The sequence below is a fragment of the Marmoricola sp. URHB0036 genome (genome assembly GCF_000426045.1).
Classification (GTDB): domain Bacteria; phylum Actinomycetota; class Actinomycetes; order Propionibacteriales; family Nocardioidaceae; genus Marmoricola.
This window is the reverse complement of sequence record NZ_AUEP01000005.1, coordinates 193,361-215,608: the sequence shown is the minus strand read 5'-3', so window position 1 is coordinate 215,608 and position 22,248 is coordinate 193,361. Positions and strand designations below refer to the sequence as shown.

General features: G+C 69.4%; 20 protein-coding genes and 1 tRNA gene. 12 read left to right on the top strand and 9 right to left on the bottom strand.

Translation table 11 applies throughout. The features are described 5' to 3' along the window. Positions 1-5: 5 nt before the first annotated feature. Positions 6-755, bottom strand: a complete 750-nt coding sequence (locus H976_RS0105955; protein ID WP_231388803.1) for a PIG-L deacetylase family protein — start codon at positions 753-755, stop codon at positions 6-8. A gap of 43 nt (positions 756-798) precedes the next feature. After that, on the bottom strand, positions 799-1,908 hold the full coding sequence (locus H976_RS0105950; RefSeq protein ID WP_027860800.1) for a PAS domain S-box protein: 1,110 nt from the start codon (positions 1,906-1,908) through the stop codon (positions 799-801). A gap of 126 nt (positions 1,909-2,034) precedes the next feature. On the opposite strand from H976_RS0105950, the gene H976_RS0105945 reads away from it, so the two are divergent. From H976_RS0105945 to H976_RS0105935, 3 genes are all read left to right on the top strand, one after another. Next, positions 2,035-3,735: a DEAD/DEAH box helicase gene (locus tag H976_RS0105945; protein ID WP_027860799.1), complete on the top strand. Its 1,701-nt coding sequence runs from the start codon at positions 2,035-2,037 to the stop codon at positions 3,733-3,735. A gap of 63 nt (positions 3,736-3,798) precedes the next feature. Next, positions 3,799-4,746 carry a triacylglycerol lipase gene (locus H976_RS24780; protein WP_036224878.1) on the top strand — a complete coding sequence of 316 codons (948 nt, stop codon included), beginning with the start codon at positions 3,799-3,801 and terminating at the stop codon, positions 4,744-4,746. A 37-nt stretch (positions 4,747-4,783) separates the two neighbouring features. Further along, positions 4,784-4,857, top strand: a tRNA-Met gene (locus H976_RS0105935). On the opposite strand, the gene H976_RS28545 is transcribed toward H976_RS0105935, so the two are convergent. Further along, positions 4,855-6,483, bottom strand: coding sequence for a CHAP domain-containing protein (locus H976_RS28545; protein WP_155918004.1), 1,629 nt, complete (start codon positions 6,481-6,483; stop codon positions 4,855-4,857). The two genes, H976_RS0105935 and H976_RS28545, sit on opposite strands and share 3 nt — an antisense overlap. A 141-nt stretch (positions 6,484-6,624) precedes the next feature. Between H976_RS28545 and H976_RS0105925 the strand changes: the two genes are divergently transcribed. Beyond that, on the top strand, positions 6,625-7,425 hold the full coding sequence (locus tag H976_RS0105925) for an HAD-IIA family hydrolase (RefSeq protein WP_036224875.1): 801 nt from the start codon (positions 6,625-6,627) through the stop codon (positions 7,423-7,425). Between the two features lie 10 nt (positions 7,426-7,435). Here the strand turns inward: H976_RS0105925 and H976_RS28540 are convergent, their stop codons facing one another. Then, positions 7,436-7,882, bottom strand: a complete 447-nt coding sequence (locus H976_RS28540) for a DUF5994 family protein (RefSeq protein WP_051276282.1) — start codon at positions 7,880-7,882, stop codon at positions 7,436-7,438. Between the two features lie 131 nt (positions 7,883-8,013). Here H976_RS28540 and H976_RS24765 point away from each other — a divergent pair, with 131 nt between their 5' ends. Next, entirely contained in the window at positions 8,014-9,081 is a 1,068-nt protein-coding gene (locus H976_RS24765) for a DNA adenine methylase (RefSeq protein ID WP_036224872.1), read from the top strand. 194 nt (positions 9,082-9,275) lie between these two features. Here H976_RS24765 and H976_RS0105910 read toward each other — a convergent pair whose 3' ends face one another. Next, positions 9,276-10,322 (bottom strand): hemolysin family protein, encoded by a 1,047-nt coding sequence (locus H976_RS0105910; protein ID WP_027860797.1) that lies wholly within the window; start codon positions 10,320-10,322, stop codon positions 9,276-9,278. Continuing rightward, a complete protein-coding gene (locus H976_RS24760) occupies positions 10,319-11,707 on the bottom strand; it encodes a hemolysin family protein (RefSeq protein ID WP_051276280.1) in 1,389 nt (462 codons plus the stop codon). The genes H976_RS0105910 and H976_RS24760 overlap by 4 nt, the downstream gene beginning before the upstream one ends. Before the next feature lie 101 nt (positions 11,708-11,808). On the opposite strand from H976_RS24760, the gene H976_RS24755 reads away from it, so the two are divergent. The 3 genes from H976_RS24755 (at position 11,809) to H976_RS0105890 (ending at position 14,269) form a co-directional block, all read left to right on the top strand. Next, a complete protein-coding gene (locus H976_RS24755) occupies positions 11,809-12,618 on the top strand; it encodes a PP2C family serine/threonine-protein phosphatase (RefSeq protein WP_196803975.1) in 810 nt (269 codons plus the stop codon). 32 nt (positions 12,619-12,650) lie between these two features. Continuing rightward, on the top strand, positions 12,651-13,586 hold the full coding sequence (locus H976_RS0105895; RefSeq protein WP_027860796.1) for an alpha/beta fold hydrolase: 936 nt from the start codon (positions 12,651-12,653) through the stop codon (positions 13,584-13,586). Between the two features lie 179 nt (positions 13,587-13,765). Further along, a complete protein-coding gene (locus tag H976_RS0105890) occupies positions 13,766-14,269 on the top strand; it encodes a DUF3145 domain-containing protein (protein WP_027860795.1) in 504 nt (167 codons plus the stop codon). Here the strand turns inward: H976_RS0105890 and H976_RS0105885 are convergent. Continuing rightward, positions 14,266-14,535, bottom strand: a complete 270-nt coding sequence (locus H976_RS0105885) for an acyl carrier protein (protein WP_051276277.1) — start codon at positions 14,533-14,535, stop codon at positions 14,266-14,268. The two genes, H976_RS0105890 and H976_RS0105885, sit on opposite strands and share 4 nt — an antisense overlap. Positions 14,536-14,698: 163 nt before the next feature. On the opposite strand from H976_RS0105885, the gene H976_RS24750 reads away from it, so the two are divergent. Further along, positions 14,699-15,682: an alpha/beta fold hydrolase gene (locus H976_RS24750; RefSeq protein WP_231388802.1), complete on the top strand. Its 984-nt coding sequence runs from the start codon at positions 14,699-14,701 to the stop codon at positions 15,680-15,682. 309 nt (positions 15,683-15,991) lie between these two features. Further along, on the top strand, positions 15,992-16,834 hold the full coding sequence (locus H976_RS0105875; RefSeq protein WP_231388801.1) for a hypothetical protein: 843 nt from the start codon (positions 15,992-15,994) through the stop codon (positions 16,832-16,834). Between the two features lie 42 nt (positions 16,835-16,876). Here H976_RS0105875 and H976_RS0105870 read toward each other — a convergent pair whose 3' ends face one another. Together H976_RS0105870 and aceE are read right to left on the bottom strand one after the other, a co-directional pair. Beyond that, entirely contained in the window at positions 16,877-17,125 is a 249-nt protein-coding gene (locus tag H976_RS0105870; RefSeq protein WP_027860792.1) for a hypothetical protein, read from the bottom strand. Then, positions 17,122-19,932 (bottom strand): pyruvate dehydrogenase (acetyl-transferring), homodimeric type, encoded by a 2,811-nt coding sequence (aceE, locus tag H976_RS0105865; RefSeq protein ID WP_051276275.1) that lies wholly within the window; start codon positions 19,930-19,932, stop codon positions 17,122-17,124. The genes H976_RS0105870 and aceE overlap by 4 nt, the downstream gene beginning before the upstream one ends. A gap of 222 nt (positions 19,933-20,154) precedes the next feature. Between aceE and H976_RS0105860 the strand changes: the two genes are divergently transcribed. Then, the gene (locus H976_RS0105860; protein ID WP_027860790.1) at positions 20,155-20,574 is read left to right on the top strand and encodes a DUF3052 domain-containing protein; all 420 of its coding nucleotides are present in this window, start codon (positions 20,155-20,157) and stop codon (positions 20,572-20,574) included. A 27-nt stretch (positions 20,575-20,601) separates the two neighbouring features. Beyond that, positions 20,602-22,236 (top strand): AMP-binding protein, encoded by a 1,635-nt coding sequence (locus H976_RS24745; protein WP_036224868.1) that lies wholly within the window; start codon positions 20,602-20,604, stop codon positions 22,234-22,236. Positions 22,237-22,248: the final 12 nt, after the last annotated feature.

Below are 22,248 nucleotides of genomic sequence, written 5' to 3'. Positions count from 1 at the left end.
ACCTGCTAGTCCCCCCAGCCCATCGGGAAGACCTCGAACGGTGCGGCGAACGCCGTACCCAGGCGCTGGCCGGTGCCGCGCGCCATCCCCTCGAGGAACTCCCGCGGGTCCCAGTTCTCCCAGCCCAGCCCGTCGATGTACGCCGCGTGCGCCTTGAGCGACTCGACGCCCGCATCGAAGGTGTCGGTGGTGTCCACGCCGTGGGTGGACTCGGGGGAGCCGAACGCCCACACCTCCCGTACGCCGCCCCACGGCTCGAGCTCGCCGTCGAGCTGCTCGGGGAACACCCACCGGTTGCCCGCGTCCCGCACCGCGTCCAGCACCGCCTTGCCGACGGCTATGTGGTCGGCCTGGTTGAGGTTGCGCCCGCCCCAGGTGTCGCGGAAGTTCCCGGTGATCACGATGTCGGGGCGATGGCGGCGCACCTCGGCGGCCAGCAACCGGCGCATCGGGACGCCGTACTCGAGGACACCGTCGGGCTGGTGCAGGAAGTCCACGGTGTCGACGCCGACGATGCGGGCCGACTCGACCTGCTCGGCCTCGCGGACGGTGCGGCACTCGTCCGGCGCCATGCCGTCGATCCCGGCCTCGCCGCTCGTGACCATCGTGTAGCCGACCCACTTGCCCTGGCCGGTCCAGCGGGCGACAGCGGCGGCCGCCCCGAACTCCATGTCGTCGGGATGGGCGACGACGCAGAGGGCGCGCTCCCAGGTCTCGTCGAGCGGCTCGAGCGGCGGCGGCATCGGGGCGTCCATGGCCCGAACCTACGCCGCGAGCGCGCGTGCCGGGAGCGATCCGTCAGCGCGGGAGGGTGAAGCTGAACCGGCTGCCCTCGCCCGAGGGGGTGCCGTCGACCCAGATCGTGCCGCCGTGACGCTCCACGATCTGGCGGCAGGCAGCCAGCCCGATGCCGTGGCCCGGTGCGCCGCCGTCCACCTGCGCGTACATCGTGAAGATGCTGTCGCGGTGCTCGGCCGGGATGCCCAGGGCGTTGTCGACGACGGTGACCATCCAGTCGACCTCGCGCTCCTCGACGCCGATCTCGCACCGCGGCGCACGCTCGGGGTGCCGGTGCTTGAGGGAGTTCTGGATCAGGTTCTGCAGCACCTGGCGCATCCGGGAGCGGTCGGCCATCACGGCGGGTGCGTGCCGATCCACGACCACCTCGGCATGGGTCTCGGTGATCAGCTGGGTGAGGTCGTCGCGCACCTCCTCGACCAGCGCGGCGATGGAGACCGACTCGTGCGACTGGGTGGTGCCGGCGCGGGAGAAGTCGAGGAGTGAGCTGACCAGCTGGGACATCCGGTCGGTGGCCTGGCTGATCCGGCCGACCCACTCCAGGGCCCGTTCGTCGAAGACGCCGGCGTACGTCGCCTCCAGCAGCTCCATGTAGCCGCGAATGGTGGCCAGCGGCGCCTGCAGGTCGTGGCTGGCGAGCATGGCGAACGCCTCGAGGTCGGCGTTGGAGCGCTCGAGCAGGATCTGCTGCTCGTTCAGCTCGCGGTTGATCTCCTCGATCCGGTTGGCCGCCTTGACCTCCTCGGTGAGGTCGGCGACGTGGGAGACGAAATGGACCGGTTGGCCCTCCCCGTCGCGGACCAGGGAGACCGAGAGGTCGGCCCACACGTGGTGACCCTCGGCGTGCAGGTAGCGCTTGCGCATCCGGTAGCTGGAGATCTCCGCGGCCAGCAGCTGCTCGAGGAAGTGCAGATCGGTGTCGAGGTCGTCCTCGTGGGTCAGCTGCTGGAAGTCGAGGGCCAGCAGCTCCTCGGTCGAGTAGCCCAGGATCCGGCACAGCGCCTCGTTGACCCGCATGAAGTGGCCCTCGAGACTCACCAGGGCGATGCCCACGGGTGCGTTGTCGAGGGTGAGCCGCCAGCGTTCTTCTGCGGCCGCGAGGTCGGGCACGCCCCAACTGTAGGTGCCACTGCGGTACCTGTCGCTCATATCGGGTAGGCGCCCACTGCCGCCGCAGGCGGAAACCGGACCCTTCTCGAATAGGTCGGCACCCACCTCCGCCACTACCCTTGATCGGTGAGTGAGAGCAGTGCACCGACAGGCCCGACGTTCGAGGAGCTGGGACTCGACCCGCGGGTCGAGAAGGTCCTCCGGGAAGTCGGCTACGAGAGCCCGTCCGCGATCCAGGCCGAGGCGATCCCGCCCCTGCTCGAGGGCAAGCACGTCGTCGGCCTCGCCCAGACCGGCACCGGCAAGACCGCGGCCTTCGCGCTGCCGATCCTCTCGCGCATCGACCTGTCCCAGTCGACCCCGCAGGTGCTGGTCCTCGCACCGACCCGCGAGCTCGCCCTGCAGGTCTCCGAGGCGTTCGGCCGCTACGCCGCCCACCTCAAGGGCCTGCACGTCCTCCCCGTGTACGGCGGCCAGGGCTACGGCGTCCAGCTGTCGGCCCTCCGACGAGGCGTGCACGTCGTGGTCGGTACGCCGGGACGCGTCATGGACCACCTCGAGAAGGGCACCCTCGACCTGAGCGAGCTGCGGTTCGTGGTGCTGGACGAGGCCGACGAGATGCTCAACATGGGGTTCGCCGAGGACGTCGAGACGATCCTGGCCGGAACCCCCGACGACAAGCAGCTGGCCCTGTTCAGCGCGACGATCCCGCCGCAGATCCGGCGGATCATCAAGAAGTACGCCCCTGGCGCCACCGAGATCACCGTCAAGTCGAGCTCGAGCACGGCCACCAACGTCACACAGCGCTACCTCAAGGTCGCCCACCACCAGAAGCTGGACGCCCTCACGCGCATCCTCGAGGTGGAGAACTTCGACGGCATGATCGTCTTCGTCCGCACCAAGAACGCCACCGAGGAGCTGGCCGAGCGGTTGCGGGCCCGAGGTTTCGCGGCAGCGGCCATCAACGGCGACGTCGCGCAGGTGCAGCGCGAGCGCACCATCGACCAGCTGCGCAAGGGCAAGCTCGACATCCTCGTCGCCACCGACGTGGCGGCGCGCGGGCTCGACGTCGAGCGGATCAGCCACGTGATCAACCACGACATCCCCACCGACACCGAGTCCTACGTGCACCGCATCGGGCGCACCGGCCGCGCCGGCCGCAGTGGCCAGGCCATCTCCTTCGTCACGCCGCGCGAGAACTACCTGCTGCGCGCGATCGAGAAGGCCAACCGCACCACCCTCGAGCAGATGAACTTGCCGACGGTGGAGGACGTGAACGCCTTCCGCGTCGCCAAGTTCACCGAGGCGATCACCCAGGCCCTGAGCGACTCCCAGCACGGCTTGTTCAAGGAGCTCGTGCAGGCCTACGAGCAGGAGCACGACGTCCCGGCGGCCGACATCGCCGCTGCCATCGCCGTACTCTCCCAGGACGGCGAGCCGTTGTTCCTCGAGGACATGCCCGAGCCGAAGGCCCAGGAGCGCCGGGAGCGGCGCGAACCGGCTGGTGGGCTGGTGCGCTGGCGGATCTCGGTCGGCAAGCGCCACCGCGTCGAGCCGCGTCAGATCGTCGGCGCGCTCGCCAACGAGGGCGGTCTCAAGCGCGCCGACTTCGGCCGCATCGACATCAAGCCCAACTTCTCCCTGGTCGAGCTCCCACCCGACCTGTCCCGCGAGACCCTCGACAAGCTCGCGGACACCCGCATCTCCGGGATCCTCATCGACCTCCAGCGCGACAAGGGGCCGGCACCGAGATCGGGCCCGCCGAAGGGGTTCAACGACCGCCCGGGACGCCCCGGTGGCAAGAAACCGCGCCACCGCAACAGCTGAGCCGCGCGTTCCCTTTCCACTCGGTGCTCGTTGGGTCTGCTGACACCTGACCCAGGAGGACCCGTGCGCCGTGCGCTCATCGCCCTGCTCGCCCTGACCAGTGCTGCGGCTGCCGCGCTCGCCACCGCGCCCGCCTCGTCGGCGGCCGACCAGTACCCGGTCAGCTACAACTTCCTGAGCAGTGCGGTGCTCGCCGGCACGAAGGTCGACGCCGACCCGGCCGGCGCGAACAACTGGAACTGCAGGCCCACAGCCCGCCACCCGCGCCCGGTCGTCCTCGTGCACGGGACCGCCGGCAACAAGAACACCAACTGGCAGACCTACGCGCCGCTCCTGGCCAACAACGGCTACTGCGTGTTCGCGCTGACCTACGGCGTCGCAGCCGGTACGCCGAAGGGACTCGACCAGTTCGGTGGGCTCGACGCGATCGAGACCAGCGCCGAGCAGCTGAAGGCGTTCGTCACCAAGGTCCGCCAGGCCACCGGTGCCCGCCAGGTCGACATCCTCGGCCACTCGCAGGGCACCCTGATGCCGGACTACTACGCGAAGTTCCTCGGCGGCGCGCCGTACATCCACAGCTACGTGTCGCTCGCGCCACTCTGGCACGGCACCAGCCTGGGAGCACCGCAGCAGCTGAGCCAGTCGATGAGTGTCTACTCGCCGTCCTCCACCGAGACCCCCGGCTGCCCCGCCTGCAGCGAGATGAGCACCGGCTCGGCGTTCATGCAGAAGATGCGGGCCGGGGGAGTGGCGGTGAAGGGGATCAGCTACACCAACATCGTCACCACGCACGACGAGCTGGTCTCGCCGTACACCAGCGGCATCGAGCCGGGCATGAAGAACATCACCGTCCAGGACGGCTGTGCCACCGACTACACCGAGCACTTCGAGATCGCCGCCGACCCGGTCGCGGCCGGCTACGTGCTCAACGCCCTCGACCCGGCCCACCCGCGGCCCGTCCCGTGCATGGTGGTGCTGCCCTTCGAAGGCCCGGTGCCGTCGGCAGGCTGACCTGTCGGACATCGGGCCGGATAGGCTCGGCCGCTCCGGGGAGGTAGCTCAGTCGGTCAGAGCAGAGGACTCATAATCCTTGGGTCGTGGGTTCGAGCCCCACCCTCCCTACTTGCCGATCGCGATGCGGCGTACGACGACCTCGGCCGTGCTCCTGGCCGTGGACACCAGCACGAACCGGTAGGTCCTCGTGCCGACCGGCAGGCCGGTCACCGTGGCCGCGGCGATGCCGTCGCGCACAGGGATCTGGCGCAGGAGCTTGCCGGCGGAGCGGACCTGGAGGACGCCGTCGAAGCCCGGCAGCCACGTCGCTCGCACGGTGGCGCGCACGGCCAGGCGCTGGTGCCCCCGGGTGGTCGCGACCCGGAGGACCGGGATGGCCCGGACCACGCGGGTGAAGGCCGTCGGCACCACCATCTGCTTGTAGCCGCGGCGATCGAGGTAGACGACCGCACGGATGCGGTGACCGAGGTCGGCAGGCGTGAGCCGGTAGCTCGCGGCAGTCGCACCCGGCACGAGGGCGTAGTCGCGCGACCAGCGCACCTTCCTCGAGGCGGCGGGGTCACCGTTGATCGAGCCGAGCCGCAGGGTCGTCCCGGGGACCGGCTGGCCGTTGACAGCTGGGGCCGAGGCGGGACGCATCTGGCCGGGCGCGACGGGGTCGGTTGCCGCGGAGAGCGCCTTGACCGGGGTGTAGCCGGTCCTGGCCGCAGTCACCTCGACCTTGATCGCCTTGCCGACCAGGTCGGGACCCAGGGCGAGCGTGGGGGAGCTCTGTCCGGCGACGTACTGACCGTCGGCGAGCCAGCGGTAGCTGAGGGTCACCGGCCCGGGTGACCACGATCCCGGCTGGGCTGTCAGCGTCGAGTCGACGCGCGCGTCCCCAGAGATGGTCGGCGCCTCGGTGTTGGCGATGACGCCCGGCTGGACGGCCGAGGTCGCCGCGGAGTACGCCGCGGTGTTGGGGTAGCCGAGCTGCGAGGCGACGACACGCACGGTGATCGTCTTGTCCTTGACCGCGTTGGTCAGGGCCAGCGTCGACGACGTCGCGCCGTTGATCGCTGCTCCGTTCGCCATCCACTGGTAGGCGTACGACGAACCGGCCACGCTCCAGCTGCCTGCGGAGGCAGTCAGCGTGTTCCCGACCTTGGCAGTGCCGGTGATCTTCGGGACCGCGGTGTTCGCGATCTGCACGTCCTTGAAGTGCACGAAGCCGCTCGGCCAGCCCCTCGTGGTCTTGGTGACCCGGGCCCAGGAGAAGTCACCGTTCCAGCTGTCCATCGACACGATGATCTCGTTGGCGGAGACGACCTTCTCGACGTAGGCCACGTGCCCCGCCGAGCCGGCGGGGTAGACGTGCGCCTTCCACCAGGCCACGGCCCCGACGCGGGGCGTGCCGTTGGTGAGCGCCTTCATCGAGGTGCCCCAGTAGGTGGCGTTGCCGCCGCCCGACCAGGGGCGGGTGTTGGGCATGCCGGCCTTGACCATCCGGTACGCCGCGTAGTTGGTGCAGTTGTGGCCGCCGTACATCCGCCAGTACATGGTCTTGCTGACCTTTGAGTACCCGGCGTCGGACATCCCGAGCTTGGCGCACGCGGTGTACCCGACGCAGAGCGTCGTGACGGTGGCCGAGGCGGGGGGAGTGGTGACGGCCACGCCACCGGCCGCCAGGGCGGCAGCGCACAGGGCGGCTCCGGCCTTTCGGGCCAGTTTGGGCCGTTTGGAGAGGGCAGTCACTCGTGTGAGTGTAGGGACAGGAGTGACAGAAAGTAACTCAAATGACCAAACGTCAAGACGACACGCCGTCGAGTATGCAGGAATTTCAGGCTTGTCATTCAGACATTTGTCACATCCGTCGGCCGTGGCACGATGACGCCCATGGAGAACGTGCGCCCCATCGAGACCTGGCTCACCGACATGGACGGTGTGCTCGTGCACGAGGAGGACCCGATCCCCGGGGCCACCGAGTTCGTCGAGGCGCTCAAGTCGTCGGGCAAGAAGTTCCTGGTGCTCACCAACAACTCGATCTTCACGCCGCGCGACCTGCGGGCCCGCCTGCTCGGCAGCGGGATCGACGTACCCGAGGAGTCCATCTGGACCTCGGCGCTCGCCACGGCCGACTTCCTGGCCGACCAGCGACCCCACGGCACGGCGTACGTCGTGGGCGAGGCCGGCCTGACCACCGCGATGCACGACGTCGGCTACGTGATGACCGACCGCGATCCCGACTACGTGGTGCTGGGTGAGACCCGCACCTACTCCTTCGAGGCCATCACCCGCGCCATCCGGCTGATCGACGCCGGAGCCCGTTTCATCGCCACCAACCCCGACGCCAGCGGACCCAGTGCCGCCGGCAAGCTGCCGGCCTGCGGGTCGGTGGCGGCCCTGATCAGTACGGCGACCGGCCGGTCGCCCTACTTCGTCGGCAAGCCCAACCCGCTGATGATGCGCAGTGCGCTGAACCGTCTCGAGGCGCACTCCGAGACGACCGTCATGATCGGCGACCGGATGGACACCGACATCATCAGTGGGTTGGAGGCAGGTCTGCGCACCGTGCTGGTCACGACGGGCTCGACCCGTCCTGACCAGATCGAGACGTTTCCCTACCGTCCGACCCGGGTGATCGACTCGATCTCCGACCTCGTCGAGCTCGCCAGCCAGCCCAGCGGCGAGATGTGAGGCGCGGGCCTCAGACCGAGGAGCCCTCGATGATCGTCGCCAGGATCTGGGCCGGTGACGAGGCGAAGTACGGCGTGACGGCTGCCTCGAGGGCGGCCTCGCCCTGGTCGGCCGACAGTGAGGACGGGATCACGAGCAGGCACAGCTTCTGCCGGTTCGAGGTGGTCAGGATCATCACCGGGCTGAACTCGCGCGCGAAGGCGGCCGTCTCGATGTAGCCCCGGGCCGTGGTCACCCGCTTGGGTGTGTCGGCCCAGTCGGGCGGGGAGTAGAGCGCCCGGACGATCCGGCCGCGGTCGGCGGGGAAGCCGTCGACGAGGTCGGCCATCTCGACACTCAGGTCGTTGCTCTGCGGCCACCAGCCGCCGTCGAGGGGGTGCGGGCGCTCCGGGTCGGAGAGCCGGAGCCTCAGCGGTACCCGGCTGACGGGGGACGTGCTCGGGTCGGAACTTGTCATCTGCGCCTCTCGGCCGGCCCCGAGAGGCTCCACGCTGGAGGCTGCTTCACGAACGGTCTGGGACAAACCTACCCTCGGTTGCCACGGGCGCGGTACGCCGGAGTCCGCCGGATGGCCCCTACCATCACGAGGTGATCAAGTACCTCGGGTCCAAGCGCCTCCTCGTCCCGGTGCTGGGCGAGATCGCGGGGGCGGTCGCGGCGCGCACCGCCGTGGACCTGTTCACCGGGACAACGCGGGTGGCCCAGGAGTTCAAGAGCCGCGGGATCGAGGTCACGGCGACCGACCTGGCGTCGTACAGCGAGGTGCTCAGCGACTGCTACATCGCCACCGACGCGGCCGGTCTCGACCGCCGCAGCCTGGTCGCCGAGCTGGCCCGGCTCAACGGGCTGCCGGGGAAGGCGGGGTACGTCACCCGCACGTTCTGCGAGCAGGCGCGGTTCTTCCAGCCGCACAACGGCCGGCGCATCGACGCCATCCGGGAGGCGATCGAGGACGACCACCCGACCGGTCCGCTGCGGCCGATCCTGCTCACGGCGCTGCTGCTGGCGGCCGACCGCGTGGACTCCACGACGGGCTTGCAGATGGCCTACCTCAAGGCGTGGTCGCCACGCTCGCACCGCGACCTCGAGCTGCAGTTGCCTGACCTCCTTGACGGGGCCGGCCACACCGTCCGGGGCGACGCGATGCGCACGGTCGACTCGTTGCCGCAGGTCGACCTGATGTACCTCGACCCGCCGTACAACCAGCACCGCTACTTCACCAACTACCACGTCTGGGAGACCCTGGTCCGCTGGGACGAACCCGCTCACTACGGCATCGCCTGCAAGCGCCTGGACGCCCGCGACGACAGCACCCGCAGCATCTTCAACAGCAAGCACGACATGCCCGGCGCCATGGGCGACCTGCTCGCCCGGGCCCGCGCCGACGTGCTGGTGGTCTCCTACAACGACGAGTCGTGGATCAGTCCCGAGCAGATGACCCTGGCGCTGCGGGAGGCCGGGCGCGCGTCCGTCGAGGTGGTCGCCTTCGACTCCAAGCGGTACGTCGGTGCCCAGATCGGCGTCCACGGGCCCACCGGCGAGAAGGTCGGTGAGGTCAAGCGGCTGCGCAACGTGGAGTACCTGTTCCTCGCCGGCGACACCGACCGCGTGGCGGCGGCGTCGGCCTCGGTGGCGGCCGGGCGCAGCCCCACCTGAGCAGCGTCACGGGCGGGATTCACGCCCGATCCAAGACTGAGTGAAAAAACCTATTCGTAACGAATGGGTATAACGCCCTGCTTTAGGTACCTTTGCCACGTCGAGGATGCCCGCGGGGGGCTCCTCGGCACCTAGCCCGGCCGGGGGGCCCTCCCACCACGGCGCTGGTCTCCCGGCCGGGTCTCCCCGCACCGTCAGTGACCCTCGGCGTGAGCCGCGTCCCTGATCTCGCCGACCAGCTCCTCGATCACGTCCTCGAGGGTGATCACCCCGGCGACCGTCCCGGAGTCGTCGGTCACGCGCGCCATGTGCGCCCCCTTGGCCTGGAGCGTCTGCAGGGCGCTGACCAGGGTGTCGGAGGGGTGCACCTCGGCGAACTGGCGGATCCAGGTGTCCTCGACGACCCGCGCGCGACCGTGCGGGTCCGCGTGCAGGACGTCCTTGATGTGCAGGTAGCCGACCAGTGACCCGTCGTCGCCCACGACCGGGAAGCGGGAGTAGCCGGTCTGGCCGCACGCGGCCTCGACGTCGGTCACCCTGGCCCGCCGGGGGACGGTCTCGAGCTGGTCCAGCGGCAGCAGCACGGCGTCGACGGTGCGGGAGGTGAAACCGAGGGCGCCGGCCAGGCGCACGTACTCGCTCTCGTCCAGCACACCCTCGTCATGGGACTCGTCGACCATCGCCTCCACCTCCTCCAGGGTGAAGGTGGAGATCACCTCGGTGCGCGGCTCGACCTTCAACAGCCGTACGACGCCGTTGGCCACCGCGTCGAGCCCGTAGACGATCGGCTTGAGCAGCGTCACGATCGCCACCATCGGCGGCCCGAGCACGAACGCGGCCCGCTCCGGGCCGGCCAGGGCGAGGTTCTTGGGCACCATCTCGCCCAGCACGACGTGCAGGTAGACCACGCACACCATGGCCAACGTGAACGCGACCGGGTGCAGCCAGGCGTCGGGCAGGTTGACCGCCTCGGCCAGCGGCTCGATGAGGTGGGCGAGGGCCGGCTCCGCGACGGCGCCCAGGCCGAGCGAGCAGACCGTGATGCCGAGCTGGGCGGCGGCGATCATCTGGGAGAGGCCCTCCATCGCCCGCAACGTGGTGCGGGCGACCCGCGAGCCGGCCGCCGCCTTCGGCTCGACCTTGGTACGACGGGCCGAGACGAGTGCGAACTCCGCACCGACGAAGAAGGCGTTGCCGATCAGCAGCACCAGGCCGAGCCAGATCGCCGACTGGGTACTCATCGGGTGCTCTCACCCGACCCCGGCAGCGGGTCGGGCGGCGGCTCCGGGATGAGTCGCCTGATGGAGATCCGGTCGACCCGCAGTCCGTCCATCCGCTCCACCCGGAGCACGGCGTGCTCGTGCACCGGCTCCTCGTCGTCGTCCTCGGGCAGCACCACCGGCAGCGGGACGATCACCTCGTCGCCCCGGGCCGGGATCCGACCGAGCTCGCGGACGAGCAGGCCCGCCACGGTGTCGTAGGCCTCGTCCTCGGGCAGCGCCAGCCCGGTGGCGTCGGCCACCTCGTCGGGTCGCAGCAGTCCGGAGACGATCCACGAGCCGTCGGGTCGTTGGCGCAGCCGGGCGCCGAACTGGTCGTGCTCGTCGGAGATCTCGCCGACGATCTCCTCGACCACGTCCTCGAGGGTGACGACACCGGCCGTGCCGCCGTACTCGTCGGAGACGATCGCCATCTGGAAGCCCTCGCCGCGCAGCAGCGACAGGAGGGGGTCGAGCCGGAGCGACTCGGGCACGACCGTGGCCTCGACCATCACCTCGCGCACCAGCGTGTGGGCCCGCTCGGAGCGGGGCACGGCCACCGCCTGCTTGACGTGGATCGAGCCCACCACGTTGTCAGAGGTGCCCTTGATGACCGGGAACTTGGAGAAGCCGGTGGAACCGGACAGCTCGATGACGTCGCTGACCGGGTCGGTGGCGTCGACGCAGGCCATCTGCACCCGCGGCGTCATGATCTCGCCGGCGGTGCGGGGGCCGAAGGCCACCGAGCGCTGCACCAGGTGGGCTGTCTCGGTGTCCAACGTGCCCTCGCTCGCGGAGCGGTTGGCCAGCGACGCCAGCTCGTCGGAGGACCGGGCCGAGCGGAGCTCCTCCTGCGGCTCCACGCCCAGCGCCCGGACGACGGCGTTGGCCGACCCGTTGAGCACCCTGATCGGCCAGGTCATCACGGTGGTGAAGCCGCGCATGAACCCCTGCGTGCGCCGGGCGACGGCGAACGGGACGGCGATGCCCAGCTTCTTGGGCACCAGCTCGCCGAAGATCATGGTCGCGATGGTGGCCAGCACCAGGCCGAGCGTGACGGCGATCCCGGGCACGGCGCTGTCGGGTACGCCGAGGCTGGTGAGCGGGGTCTCGAGCAGCTTGGCGATGGCCGGCTCGGCGAGGAACCCGATCACCAGGTTGGTCAGGGTGACGCCGACCTGGGCACCGGAGAGCTGGGTCGACAGGCTGCGCAGCGCCGTACGCACCCCCTGCGCCTGGCGGTCGCCCTCGGAGGCCGCCTTCTCGACGGCGGCCCGGTCGACCGCCACGAAGCTGTACTCCGCCGCGCCGAAGACCCCGCACGCGAGCACCAGGGCCACGGAGATCCCGAGCAGCAGCCATTCCATGGGGTCCATTGTGTCGGGTGCGTCCTCCCGTGACCCCGGGACACCCAGCGGGGAACCGTGAGATGGTCGGAAAGCGTTGGACTTCTGAGGGGGTGATCAGGGTGTTGCGCTTCTCCGGCGTCGCGCTCAGCCACGTGGGTCTCGTGCGCAGCGACAACGAGGACTCCGGGTTCATGGGACCCAGCTGCATGCTCGTGGCCGACGGCGTCGGCGGTGCCGCGGCCGGTGAGGTCGCCTCGGCGACCACGGCGTACGTCGTCTCAGCCACTGCCCTGTCCGTCCCCGACAGCGATCCCGTCGCGATGCTCCGCGGCGCGATCCGGCTCGCCCAGGAGCAGGTGGCGCTCGGCGTCGCCCGCGACCCCCGCCGGGCCGGCATGGCCACCACCCTGACCGCCGTCGCCACCGACGGGAAACGCTTCGCCCTGGCCCACCTGGGCGACTCACGGGGCTACCTCTTCCGCGACGGGACGCTGACCCGGATCTCGCGCGACCACACCTGGGTGCAGCGCCTGGTCGACGAGGGCTCACTGGCCGAGGCGGACGTCCCCTACCACCGCTGGCGCAACGTGGTCACGCGCAGCGTCAACGGCGACCCGGCCGAGAACGGCGACGTCGCCGAGCTCGATCTCGTGCCGGGGGACCGGGTGCTGCTCGCCAGCGACGGGCTCACCGACCTGGTCGACGAGCGCGACATCGCGCACATCCTGACCGACCACACCGATGACGCGGCCGTGGAGCACCTGGTCGACGCGGCGCTGGCGGCCGGCGGCCGGGACAACGTGACCTGCCTGCTCGCGACCGTGATCGAGGGTCCGCCGGTCTCCGCCGACGGCGCCCTGCTCGGCGCCGTGCGGGACCCCTGGAACATCGTCGACGCATCGGCCGTCCGGATGCCGCACAGCGCCTGAGTGTTCCGCGTCCGCGTGCGAGAATCCGCCGCATGAATGAGCTCGATCGCCCACGGCTCGAGGGCTCGGTGGCCGTCCGGGACGGTCGTCGGCTCTCCTTCGCCGAGTTCGGCCGACCGCGGGGTGCGGCCGTCGTGTGGATGCACGGCACGCCGGGCGCGCGGCGCCAGATCCCGGTCGAGGCCAGGCTGTTCGCCGAGACCCACGACCTGCGCATCATCGGCATCGACCGCCCGGGCATCGGGTCCTCGACCCCGCACCTCTACCGCGACATCCTCGACTGGACGGGCGACCTTGCCGAGCTGTGCGACGTCCTCGACATCGACACCCTGCGGGTCATCGGCCTCTCCGGCGGTGGTCCCTATGCGCTGGCAGCGGGCGCGGCGATGCCGGATCGGGTCCACGGCGTCGGGGTGCTCGGGGGAGTGGCGCCCACCCAGGGCCCCGATGCCATCTCGAGCGGCCTGATGACGCTCGCGGCGTACGCCGCCCCAGTGCTGTCCGTGGCACGTCTGCCGCTCGGGTTCGTGCTCTCCCGCGCCATCCGGCTGGTGCGCCCGTTCGCGGGCACCTTCCTGGACACCTACGCGGCCGTCCAGCCGCGCGGTGACAAGGAGCTCCTGGCTCGCCCGGAGTTCCGGGCGATGTTCCTCGACGACCTGCTCAACGGGTCGCGCTCGCACTTCGGGGCGGTGCTCTCCGACATCATCCTGTTCACCCGCGACTGGGGCTTCGAGGCCGCCGACGTGCAGGTCCCCGTGCACTGGTGGCACGGGGACTCCGACCACATCGTCCCGTACGCACACGGCCAGCACCTGTCCGCGCGGTTGCCGCACGGACGGTTCACCACCATCGACGGCGAGTCCCACCTCGGCGGCCTGGGGGTGGCCACGGAGGTGCTCAGTCAGCTGATGGAGCTGGGGCCACGCTCCACCGCCGGCGCCACAGGCCGGTCATCTGCGACATAACAGACACGCCGAAACGGTACTTTCTGGCTGTCTGGCTGGCGTGAGGGCCTCCCGTGCGTCACAATGGGCTCACAAGTTCACACACGCACCATCACGCGACGGTGACCAACCGTGCTGCTCCACCATTCGAGACCGCTGGGGAAGGCGTATCTCGACGCCGGAGCAAGAGGAGGTCCGTCGTGACTCGAACAGCGACTCGTGGAGTGCTCTACATCCACTCGGCGCCGTCCGCGTTGTGCCCGCACATCGAGTGGGCCACCGGTGGCGTGCTCGGAGTTGCCCCACAGATGGAGTGGACCCCACAGCCGGCGCAGTCGGGCACCTACCGCACCGAGTACTCCTGGTCGGCCGACCCCGGCACCGCTGCCTCCCTCACCTCGGCCCTGCGTGGCTGGAACCACCTGCGCTTCGAGGTCACCGAGGAAGGCACCTCGAGCACCGAGGGGGCGCGGTTCTCGGCCACGCCCGACCTCGGCGTCTTCCACGCCGTCACCGGCCTGCACGGCGACATCATGATCCCCGAGGACCGACTCAAGGCCGCGGTCGTCAAGGCCTCACTGGGAGAGACGACGCTGGAGATCGAGATCGGCAAGCTCCTCGGCAAGCCCTGGGACGACGAGCTCGAGACGTTCCGGCACGCGGGCGACGGCGTCGCCGTGCGCTGGCTGCACCAGGTCGTCTAGCTGAGTCGTCGGGCGATGTAGTCGACGAGGTCCCCGACCCGTAAGAAGTGCTTGGCGTCCTCGTCCTCGATGCGCACGCCGAAGTGGCGGGCCGACCCCTCGAGGATCTCGACCATCGCCAGCGAGTCGATGCGCAGCTCGTCGACGAAGGTGCGGTCGAGCTGCACGTCCTCGACCGGTGTGGCGGTCACCACACGGATGATCTCGGCGAGCTGGGGGAGCACCCCGGTGGACCCCGTCGCCGGTCCGTCGTACTGCACAGACATGGGGTGAGCGTAGCCTCAGTGACCTCAACAGCCCCATGGCGCAAGGGAATTCCCGGCTTTCTCGGCGCGAGTGACCACATGTCGGTGCGTGGTAGTCAAATCTGGAACGAGTTCTGGTTGACTGCTGCCACTGGAGCCCCAGCCCCCGGCCCGAGGAGATCGAGTGCAGCAAGTGCCAGGCAGCGCCGTCGAGCTCCAGCGGATCACGATCCACGGACATGAGCGGGCCTTCCTGAAGCTGGGCGAGGGCCCTGCCCTCCTGCTCCTGCACGGGTTGGGGTGCGACCACACCACCTGGCTGCCGGTGATCCACGACCTGGCCCGGCACTACACGGTGATCGCTCCCGACCTGCTGGGACACGGCGTCAGCGCCAAGCCGCGGGCGGACTACTCCGTCGGTGGCTACGCCAACGGCATGCGTGACCTGCTGACGGTGCTCAACATCGACAAGGTCACCGTGGTCGGGCACAGCTTCGGCGGCGGCGTCGCGATGCAGTTCGCCTACCAGTTCCCCGAGCGCACCGAGCGGATGATCCTGATCGCCCCCGGCGGCCTCGGCCCCGAGGTGACGCCCTTCATCCGCGCCATCACCCTGCCCGGCTTCCACCAGGCGATGGGCGTGGCGACCCTGCCCGGCCTCCGCCACGTCGGCAAGGCCGGCCTGCGCGCGCTCTCCCGCACCCGGTTGCACGCCGCCCGCGACCTGGCCGAGGTCGCCGACATCTTCGAGTCCTTCCACGACCCCCACGCCCGCGCCGCGATCCGCCACGTCGTCCGGTCGGTGGTCGACCTCAAGGGCCAGATCGTCACGATGGTCGACCGCGCCTACCTGACCCAGGCCATGCCGATGCTCGTGGTGTGGGGCTCCGACGACGTCGTCATCCCGGTCAAGCACGCCGAGAACGCCGCCCGGATCGCCCCCGGCGCAGTCGTCGAGGTGCTCCCGAACAGCGGCCACTTCCCCCACAAGGACCACCCGGACCGCTTCGTCAAGATCGTCCAGGAGTTCGTCCGCGCGACCCAGCCCGCGTCGTACCACCGCGGGCGCTGGCGCCAGCTGCTCCGCAACGGCCCCTCCGAACCCATCAACCGCGCCGAGGCCGGTGACGCCCCGGTTGCGCTGGTGTCTCGGCGGCGGGGGGCTTAGGGGCTGTTGGTTTGGGCGCCGTTTGGCCGGGCGCCCGGCCAAACCGTCAGTGGAGGGTTGAAACTTCACCACTCCACTCACAGTTCTGGCCCCCCGCTCGACAGGCCCAGCTCCTGTGCACAGGCCGGGCCGAACGCACGGTTGTCCACACGACGTACGTCGGCGCGAGCGGCGCTCGGACAGGCGCTGCATGGTCCGGGTGTGGAGAACTTGCGATACCTGGCCGACGCCGACGGCATCATCCTGCGTCGCGACGTCATCGCGGCCGGAGGCACCGACACAGACCTGCGTCGTGCCTGCCGAACTCGCGTGCTCGTCCGGATCCGGCACGGTGCCTATTGCTTGAAAGAGCTCTGGGAGGCACGGACCCGCGAGGCACGGCATCTACTGCTGAGCGGGTTGGCCTATGAGTTCGCCCGCACCGACGTGGTGCTGTCGCACGTGTCTGCCGCGATCATCCACGATGCGCCGCTGTGGGACCTCTCTCTGGAGGAGGTCCACATGACGCGCACAGACGGAAGGGCCGGTCGGCGTGAGGTGGGCGTCGTCCAACATCGTGGGCAGCTGAGGAAGGGCGACGTGATGGTGGTCGATGGTCGCAAGGTCACGTCTCCGACGCGGACGGCGCTCGACCTCACGACCCTGACAGATCTGGAGCACGCACTCCCTGCGATGGACCACTTCTTGCGGACCGGGCGAACGTCGAAGGCCGAGTTGCGCGAAGGCGCGAAAGCGATGGCGCGTTGGGCCAACACGTTGGGCACCGATCTCGTCATCAACTTCGCGGATGGTCGACGCGAGTCACTCGCCGAGAGCCGAACGGCGGTGATGCTGTTGGGCACGGGGATGCCCGCCCCGGAGCCCAACTACAAGATCCGCGACCACCAGGGCAACGTCCTCTGGCGCGTGGACTTCGCCTGGCCCGAGCTGGGGGTGTTTCTCGAGTTCGACGGGAAGGTGAAGTACCAGAAGTTCCTGAAGGAGGGCGAGGACGTCACGGACGTCGTGCTCCGGGAGAAGAGGCGCGAAGAGCGGATCTGTCGTCGTACTGGCTGGCGATGCATCCGACTCACGTGGGCGGATCTGGAGCGACCCGCAGCAACGATTCGGTACATCATCTCGGTCCTTCAGGGCGGACCGGTCTACCTCTGAGGCGGAGCGGGCGGGCAATTCCTCCAGTGGAGGCGTGAAACTTCACCCCTCCACTGGAGGTTCGGCCGGGCGCCCGGCCAAACCGTCACCAGCCCCGACCCGCTTCTCCTCAGCGGCCACCGTCCGGGCGGTGGCGAGCACGATGACCAGGCCGAGCACGACCAGGATCACGCCGAGTCCCTTCAGCAGGGGGTCGAGGTCCTCGATCGCCGGGATGGACGCGACGAAGCAGAGGATCCCGAGCACGATCGGGATCGCTCCGCGGCGGAAGGCGGTCGCCCAGGTGGTCAAGCGTCGCCGCCCTCCTGCTTCACGTCGGCCACGGCGGTCGGGTCGTCGATGCGGTACTTCTTGAACGCCTCGGCCGCGAGCTCGGGCTTGACCTCGCCGCGCTCGGCGAGGGCGCGCAGGGTGGCGACCACGACGCTCTCGGCGTCGACCTGGAAGAAGCGGCGCGCGGCCGGTCGGGTGTCGGCGAAGCCGAAGCCGTCGGTGCCGAGCACGTGGTAGTCGCCGGGGACCCAGTGCGCGATCTGCATGGGTACGGCGCGCATGTAGTCGCTCACCGCGACGAACGGACCCTTCGCGTCGGCCAATGCCGTCGTCACGAAGGGCACCTTGGCGTCCTCGTCCGGGTGGTTGAGCGTCCACTTCTCGGCCTCGACCCCGTCGCGAGCCAGCTCGTTCCACGACGTCACCGACCACAGGTCCGCAGCGACGCCCCACTCGTCGGCGAGCAGCTGCTGCGCCTTCTGGATCCAGGGGAAGCCCACACCGGAGGCCAGCAGCTGGACCTGGGGAGCCGAGCCGTTGCCGGACACCTCGGGCGCGGCCGCGAAGCGGTAGATGCCCTTCAGCAGGGCGTCCACGTCGAGGTCCTCGGGCTCCTTCGGCATCACGATCGGCTCGTTGTAGACGGTGATGTAGAAGATGACGTTCTCACCCTGGGGGTGGTCGTCGGTCACGGTGTACATCCGTCGCAGGCCGTCCTGCATGATGTGCGCGACCTCGTGGGCGAACGCCGGGTCATAGTGCACGACCGCCGGGTTGGTCACCGCGAGCAGCGGCGAGTGGCCGTCGGCGTGCTGCAGTCCCTCACCGGTCAGCGTGGTGCGGCCGGCGGTGGCGCCGATCAGGAAGCCGCGGGCCAGCTGGTCGGCCATCGCCCAGATGGAGTCACCGGTGCGCTGGAACCCGAACATCGAGTAGAAGATGTAGAACGGGATCATCACCTCGCCGTGCGTGGAGTACGACGACCCGGCGGCCGTTGCGGAGGCCATCGCACCCGCCTCGGAGATGCCCTCGTGGAGCAGCTGGCCGGCCTTGTCCTCGCGCCACTTCAGCAGCAGCTTGCGGTCGACCGACTCGTAGCGCTGTCCGCCCGGGTTGTAGACCTTGGCGCTCGGGAACATCGAGTCCATCCCGAAGGTGCGGTACTCGTCGGGAGCGATCGGCACGATGCGGTGGCCGATCTCCTTGTCCTTCATCCAGTCGCGCAGCTGGCGTACGACGGCCATGGTGGTGGCGATCTTGGCCTTGCCCGACCCCTGCTTGAGCTCGGAGTACATCTCGTCGCCGGGCACCTTCAGCGGCTTGGCTCGCACGACGCGCTTGGGCAGCGAGCCGCCGAGTTGGCGACGGCGCTCCATCATGTACTCGATCTCGGGGGAGTCCTTGCCCGGGTGGAAGAACGGCGCGGTCCCGGAGGCGTCGTAGGCCTCGTCGATGTCGCGGTCGCTCATCGGCAGGTAGAGCCGGTCGCGGAACTTCTTGAGGTCGTCCTTCTTCAGCTTCTTCATCTGGTGGGTGGCGTTCTTGCCCTCGAGGGCCTCGATCGTCCAGCCCTTGATGGTGTGCGCCAGGATCACGGTCGGCTGGCCGACGTGCTTGGAGGCGGCATCGAAGGCGGCGTACACCTTGCGGTAGTCGTGACCACCGCGCGGCAGCTTCTCGATCTGCCGGTCGCTCATGTGCTCGACCATCTTGCGCAGCCGCGGGTCGGCACCGAAGAAGTGCTCGCGGTTGTAGGCGCCGTCCTCGACCGAGTACGTCTGGAAGGCGCCGTCGGGCGTGCTGTTCATCTGGTTGACGAGCACGCCGTCGACGTCGCGGGCGAGCAGCTCGTCCCACTCGCGGCCCCAGATCACCTTGATCACGTTCCAGCCGGCGCCGCGGAAGTTCGCCTCGAGCTCCTGGATGATCTTGCCGTTGCCGGTGACCGGGCCGTCGAGCTGCTGGAGGTTGCAGTTGATGACCCAGGTCAGGTTGTCGAGCTCCTCGCGAGCGGCCACGCGCAGCGCGCCCAGCGACTCGGGCTCGGCCATCTCGCCGTCGCCGAGGAACGCCCAGACGTGCTGCTGCGAGGTGTCCTTGATGCCGCGGTTGGCGAGGTAGCGGTTGAAACGGGCCTGGTAGATCGAGTTGATCGCGGTCAGGCCCATCGAGACCGTGGGGAACTCCCAGAACTCCGGCATCAGCCGCGGGTGGGGGTACGACGGAAGGCCCTTGCCGACGCCGTGCTGCACCTCCTGCCGGAAGCGCATCAGCTGCTGCTCGGTCAGCCGACCCTCGAGGTAGGCCCGGGCGTAGATGCCGGGGGAGCCGTGGCCCTGGATGTAGACCTGGTCGCCGCCGCCCGGGTGGTCCTTGCCGCGGAAGAAGTGGTTGAACCCGACCTCGTAGAGGCTGGCCGCCGACTGGTAGGTCGCGATGTGCCCGCCGACCTCGAGGCCGGGGCGGTTGGCGTCGGAGACCATCACGGCCGCGTTCCAGCGGATGAAGGCGCGGATGCGGCGCTCGGTCTCCTCGTCGCCGGGGAACCACGGCTCGCGCTCGGGAGGGATGGTGTTGATGTAGTCGGTGCTGCGCAGCGCGGGTACGCCGACGGCCTGCTCGCGGGCTCGTTCGAGCAGCCGGAGCATCAGGTAGCGGGCGCGGTCACGGCCGCGGTCGCTGACCAGCGCGTCGAAGGACTCCAGCCAGTCGTGGGTCTCGTCGGGGTCGATGTCCGGGAGCTGGGTCGGCAGCCCCTCGTGGATCACGGAGGTGCGCGGGGTCGCCGGGCGGGCCTCGGTGGAAGTGTTCTCGTCGTCGCTCACCGGTCAATCGTGTCACTTCTGCGAAGCACATGAAATCTACCGATGAGTACGTGAGCCCCCGACCCGCACGGTCCCCCGGATGATGGACCTGAGACGCGTGGGGTTGCGCCCGGATGGGTAACACGGTGGACTACGTCCCACCGGACCCCGGAGTCACACAGGTGAACCCCGGGCACCGTCCCGATGAACCAACCGAGTGGTGCAACGAGTGGAGGCAGACAGTTGAGCCCGAGCGCAGGCGGCGCTGACGTCCAGCTGGGGGAGCGGCTGGGCCTCAAGCCCGGCATGGTCGTGCAGGAGCTCGGCTGGGACGAGGACGTGGACGACGCGATCCGCGCGGAGATCGAGAACACGATCGATGCCGACCTCGTGGACGGTGACCACGGCGACGTCGTCGACGTCGTACTCCTCTGGTGGCGTGACGACGACGGCGACCTGGTGGACGCGCTCGTGGACTCCCTGACCGACCTCGTGCGCGGCGGAGCCATCTGGCTGCTGACCCCCAAGGTGGGTCGACCCGGTGCCGTGGACGCGGCCGACGTCGCGGAAGCCGGCCCGATCGCGGGACTTTCCACGACGACGACCGTTGCAGTGGGTAAGGAATGGACAGCGACGCGTCTCGTCGCGCCCAAGAACCGCTGACCCCGCTGCACAGGAGGCACTCACCGCATGTTGGAACAGCTCGGCAAGCAAGCCCTGCGCCAGGCCCGGATGGTGAAGGTGATGGCCACCTCCGGCGTGATCCGGCCCTACAACCCGATCACCCTCTACGGCGTCGGCAAGACGATCTTCGACTGGGGCATCGGCTTCGCCGGTGGGATGGGCGCCCTCGCGATCCGTTCACCGAAGGACGTCGGGCTGATCGACGAGCTGGGCGAGCTGACCTGGGCCGAGCTCGACGAGCGGTCCACGCGCCTGGCCCACGGCCTGCGCGACCTCGGCGTGGGCGAGGGCGACAGCGTCGCCGTGCTGTGCCGCAACCATCGCTACTTCGTCGACATCTCGACCGCCCTGTCCAAGCTCGGCGCGGACATCCTCTACCTGAACACCGCCTTCTCCGGCGCCCAGCTCGGTGAGGTCTGCAAGCGCGAGAAGCCGGCCGCGATCGTGTACGACGAGGAGTTCACCGAGCTCATCGAGAAGTCCGAGGTCGACCTGCCCAAGGTGATCGCCTGGCACGACGGCGAGGTCGACGACGTGCCGCTCGTCGAGGAGCTGATCTCCAAGGGCTCCACCGAGTCCCACCCCGTGCCCGAGCACACCACCCGGCCGGTCATCCTCACCTCCGGCACCACCGGTACGCCGAAGGGTGCCCCGCGTGGTGAGTCCGGACTCGACGGCGCTGTCGCATTGCTCTCGAAGATGCCGTTCCACACCGGTGGGACGACCTACATCGTGGCGCCGTTGTTCCACACCTGGGGCTGGGCCCACCTGAACATGGCCATGCTGCTCGGCTCGACGATCGTGCTGCGTCGCAAGTTCGACCCGGCCGACTGCCTGAAGACCATCCAGGAGCACGACGTCGACGCGCTCATCGTGATCCCCGTGATGATGCAGCGGATCATGAAACTTTCCGAGAAGGAGCGCGAGGGGGACTGGTCGAGGCTCAGGGTCGTCGCCGCCTCGGGTTCGGCGCTCCCCGGTGACCTGGCCACCGAGTGGATGGACGCGTTCGGCGACAACCTCTACAACACCTACGGGTCGACCGAGGTCGCCTGGGCCACCATCGCCCAGCCCCGAGACATGCGGGAGGCCCCCGGCACGGCCGGCAAGGCGCCGTACAACACCGTGGTCCGGATCTACGACGAGAAGGGCAATCCGGTCGAGCAGGGCGAGTCCGGCCGCATCTTCGTCGGCAACACCATGCTCTTCGGCGGCTACACCGGCGACGAGGACGAGAGCAAGGAGATGATCGACGGCCTGATGTCGAGCGGCGACATCGGCAAGCTCGACGAGGACGGACGGCTGTTCGTCGAGGGCCGTGACGACGAGATGATCGTCTCCGGTGGCGAGAACGTCTTCCCCAAGGAGGTCGAGGACTGCCTCCAGCGCCACCAGAACGTCCAGGACGTCGCCGCCATCGGTGTCGACGACGACGACTACGGCAAGCGGCTGCGGGCCTTCGTGGTCAAGGACGGCGAGGTCGACGAGGACTCCCTGAAGAAGCACGTCAAGGACAACCTCGCCCGCTACAAGGTGCCGCGCGAGATCATCTTCCTCGACGAGCTGCCGCGCAACGCGACCGGCAAGGTCCTGAAGAAGGATCTCAAGGACTACGACGCGGACGGCGAAGGGGACTCCTGACGGGTCTCGTCC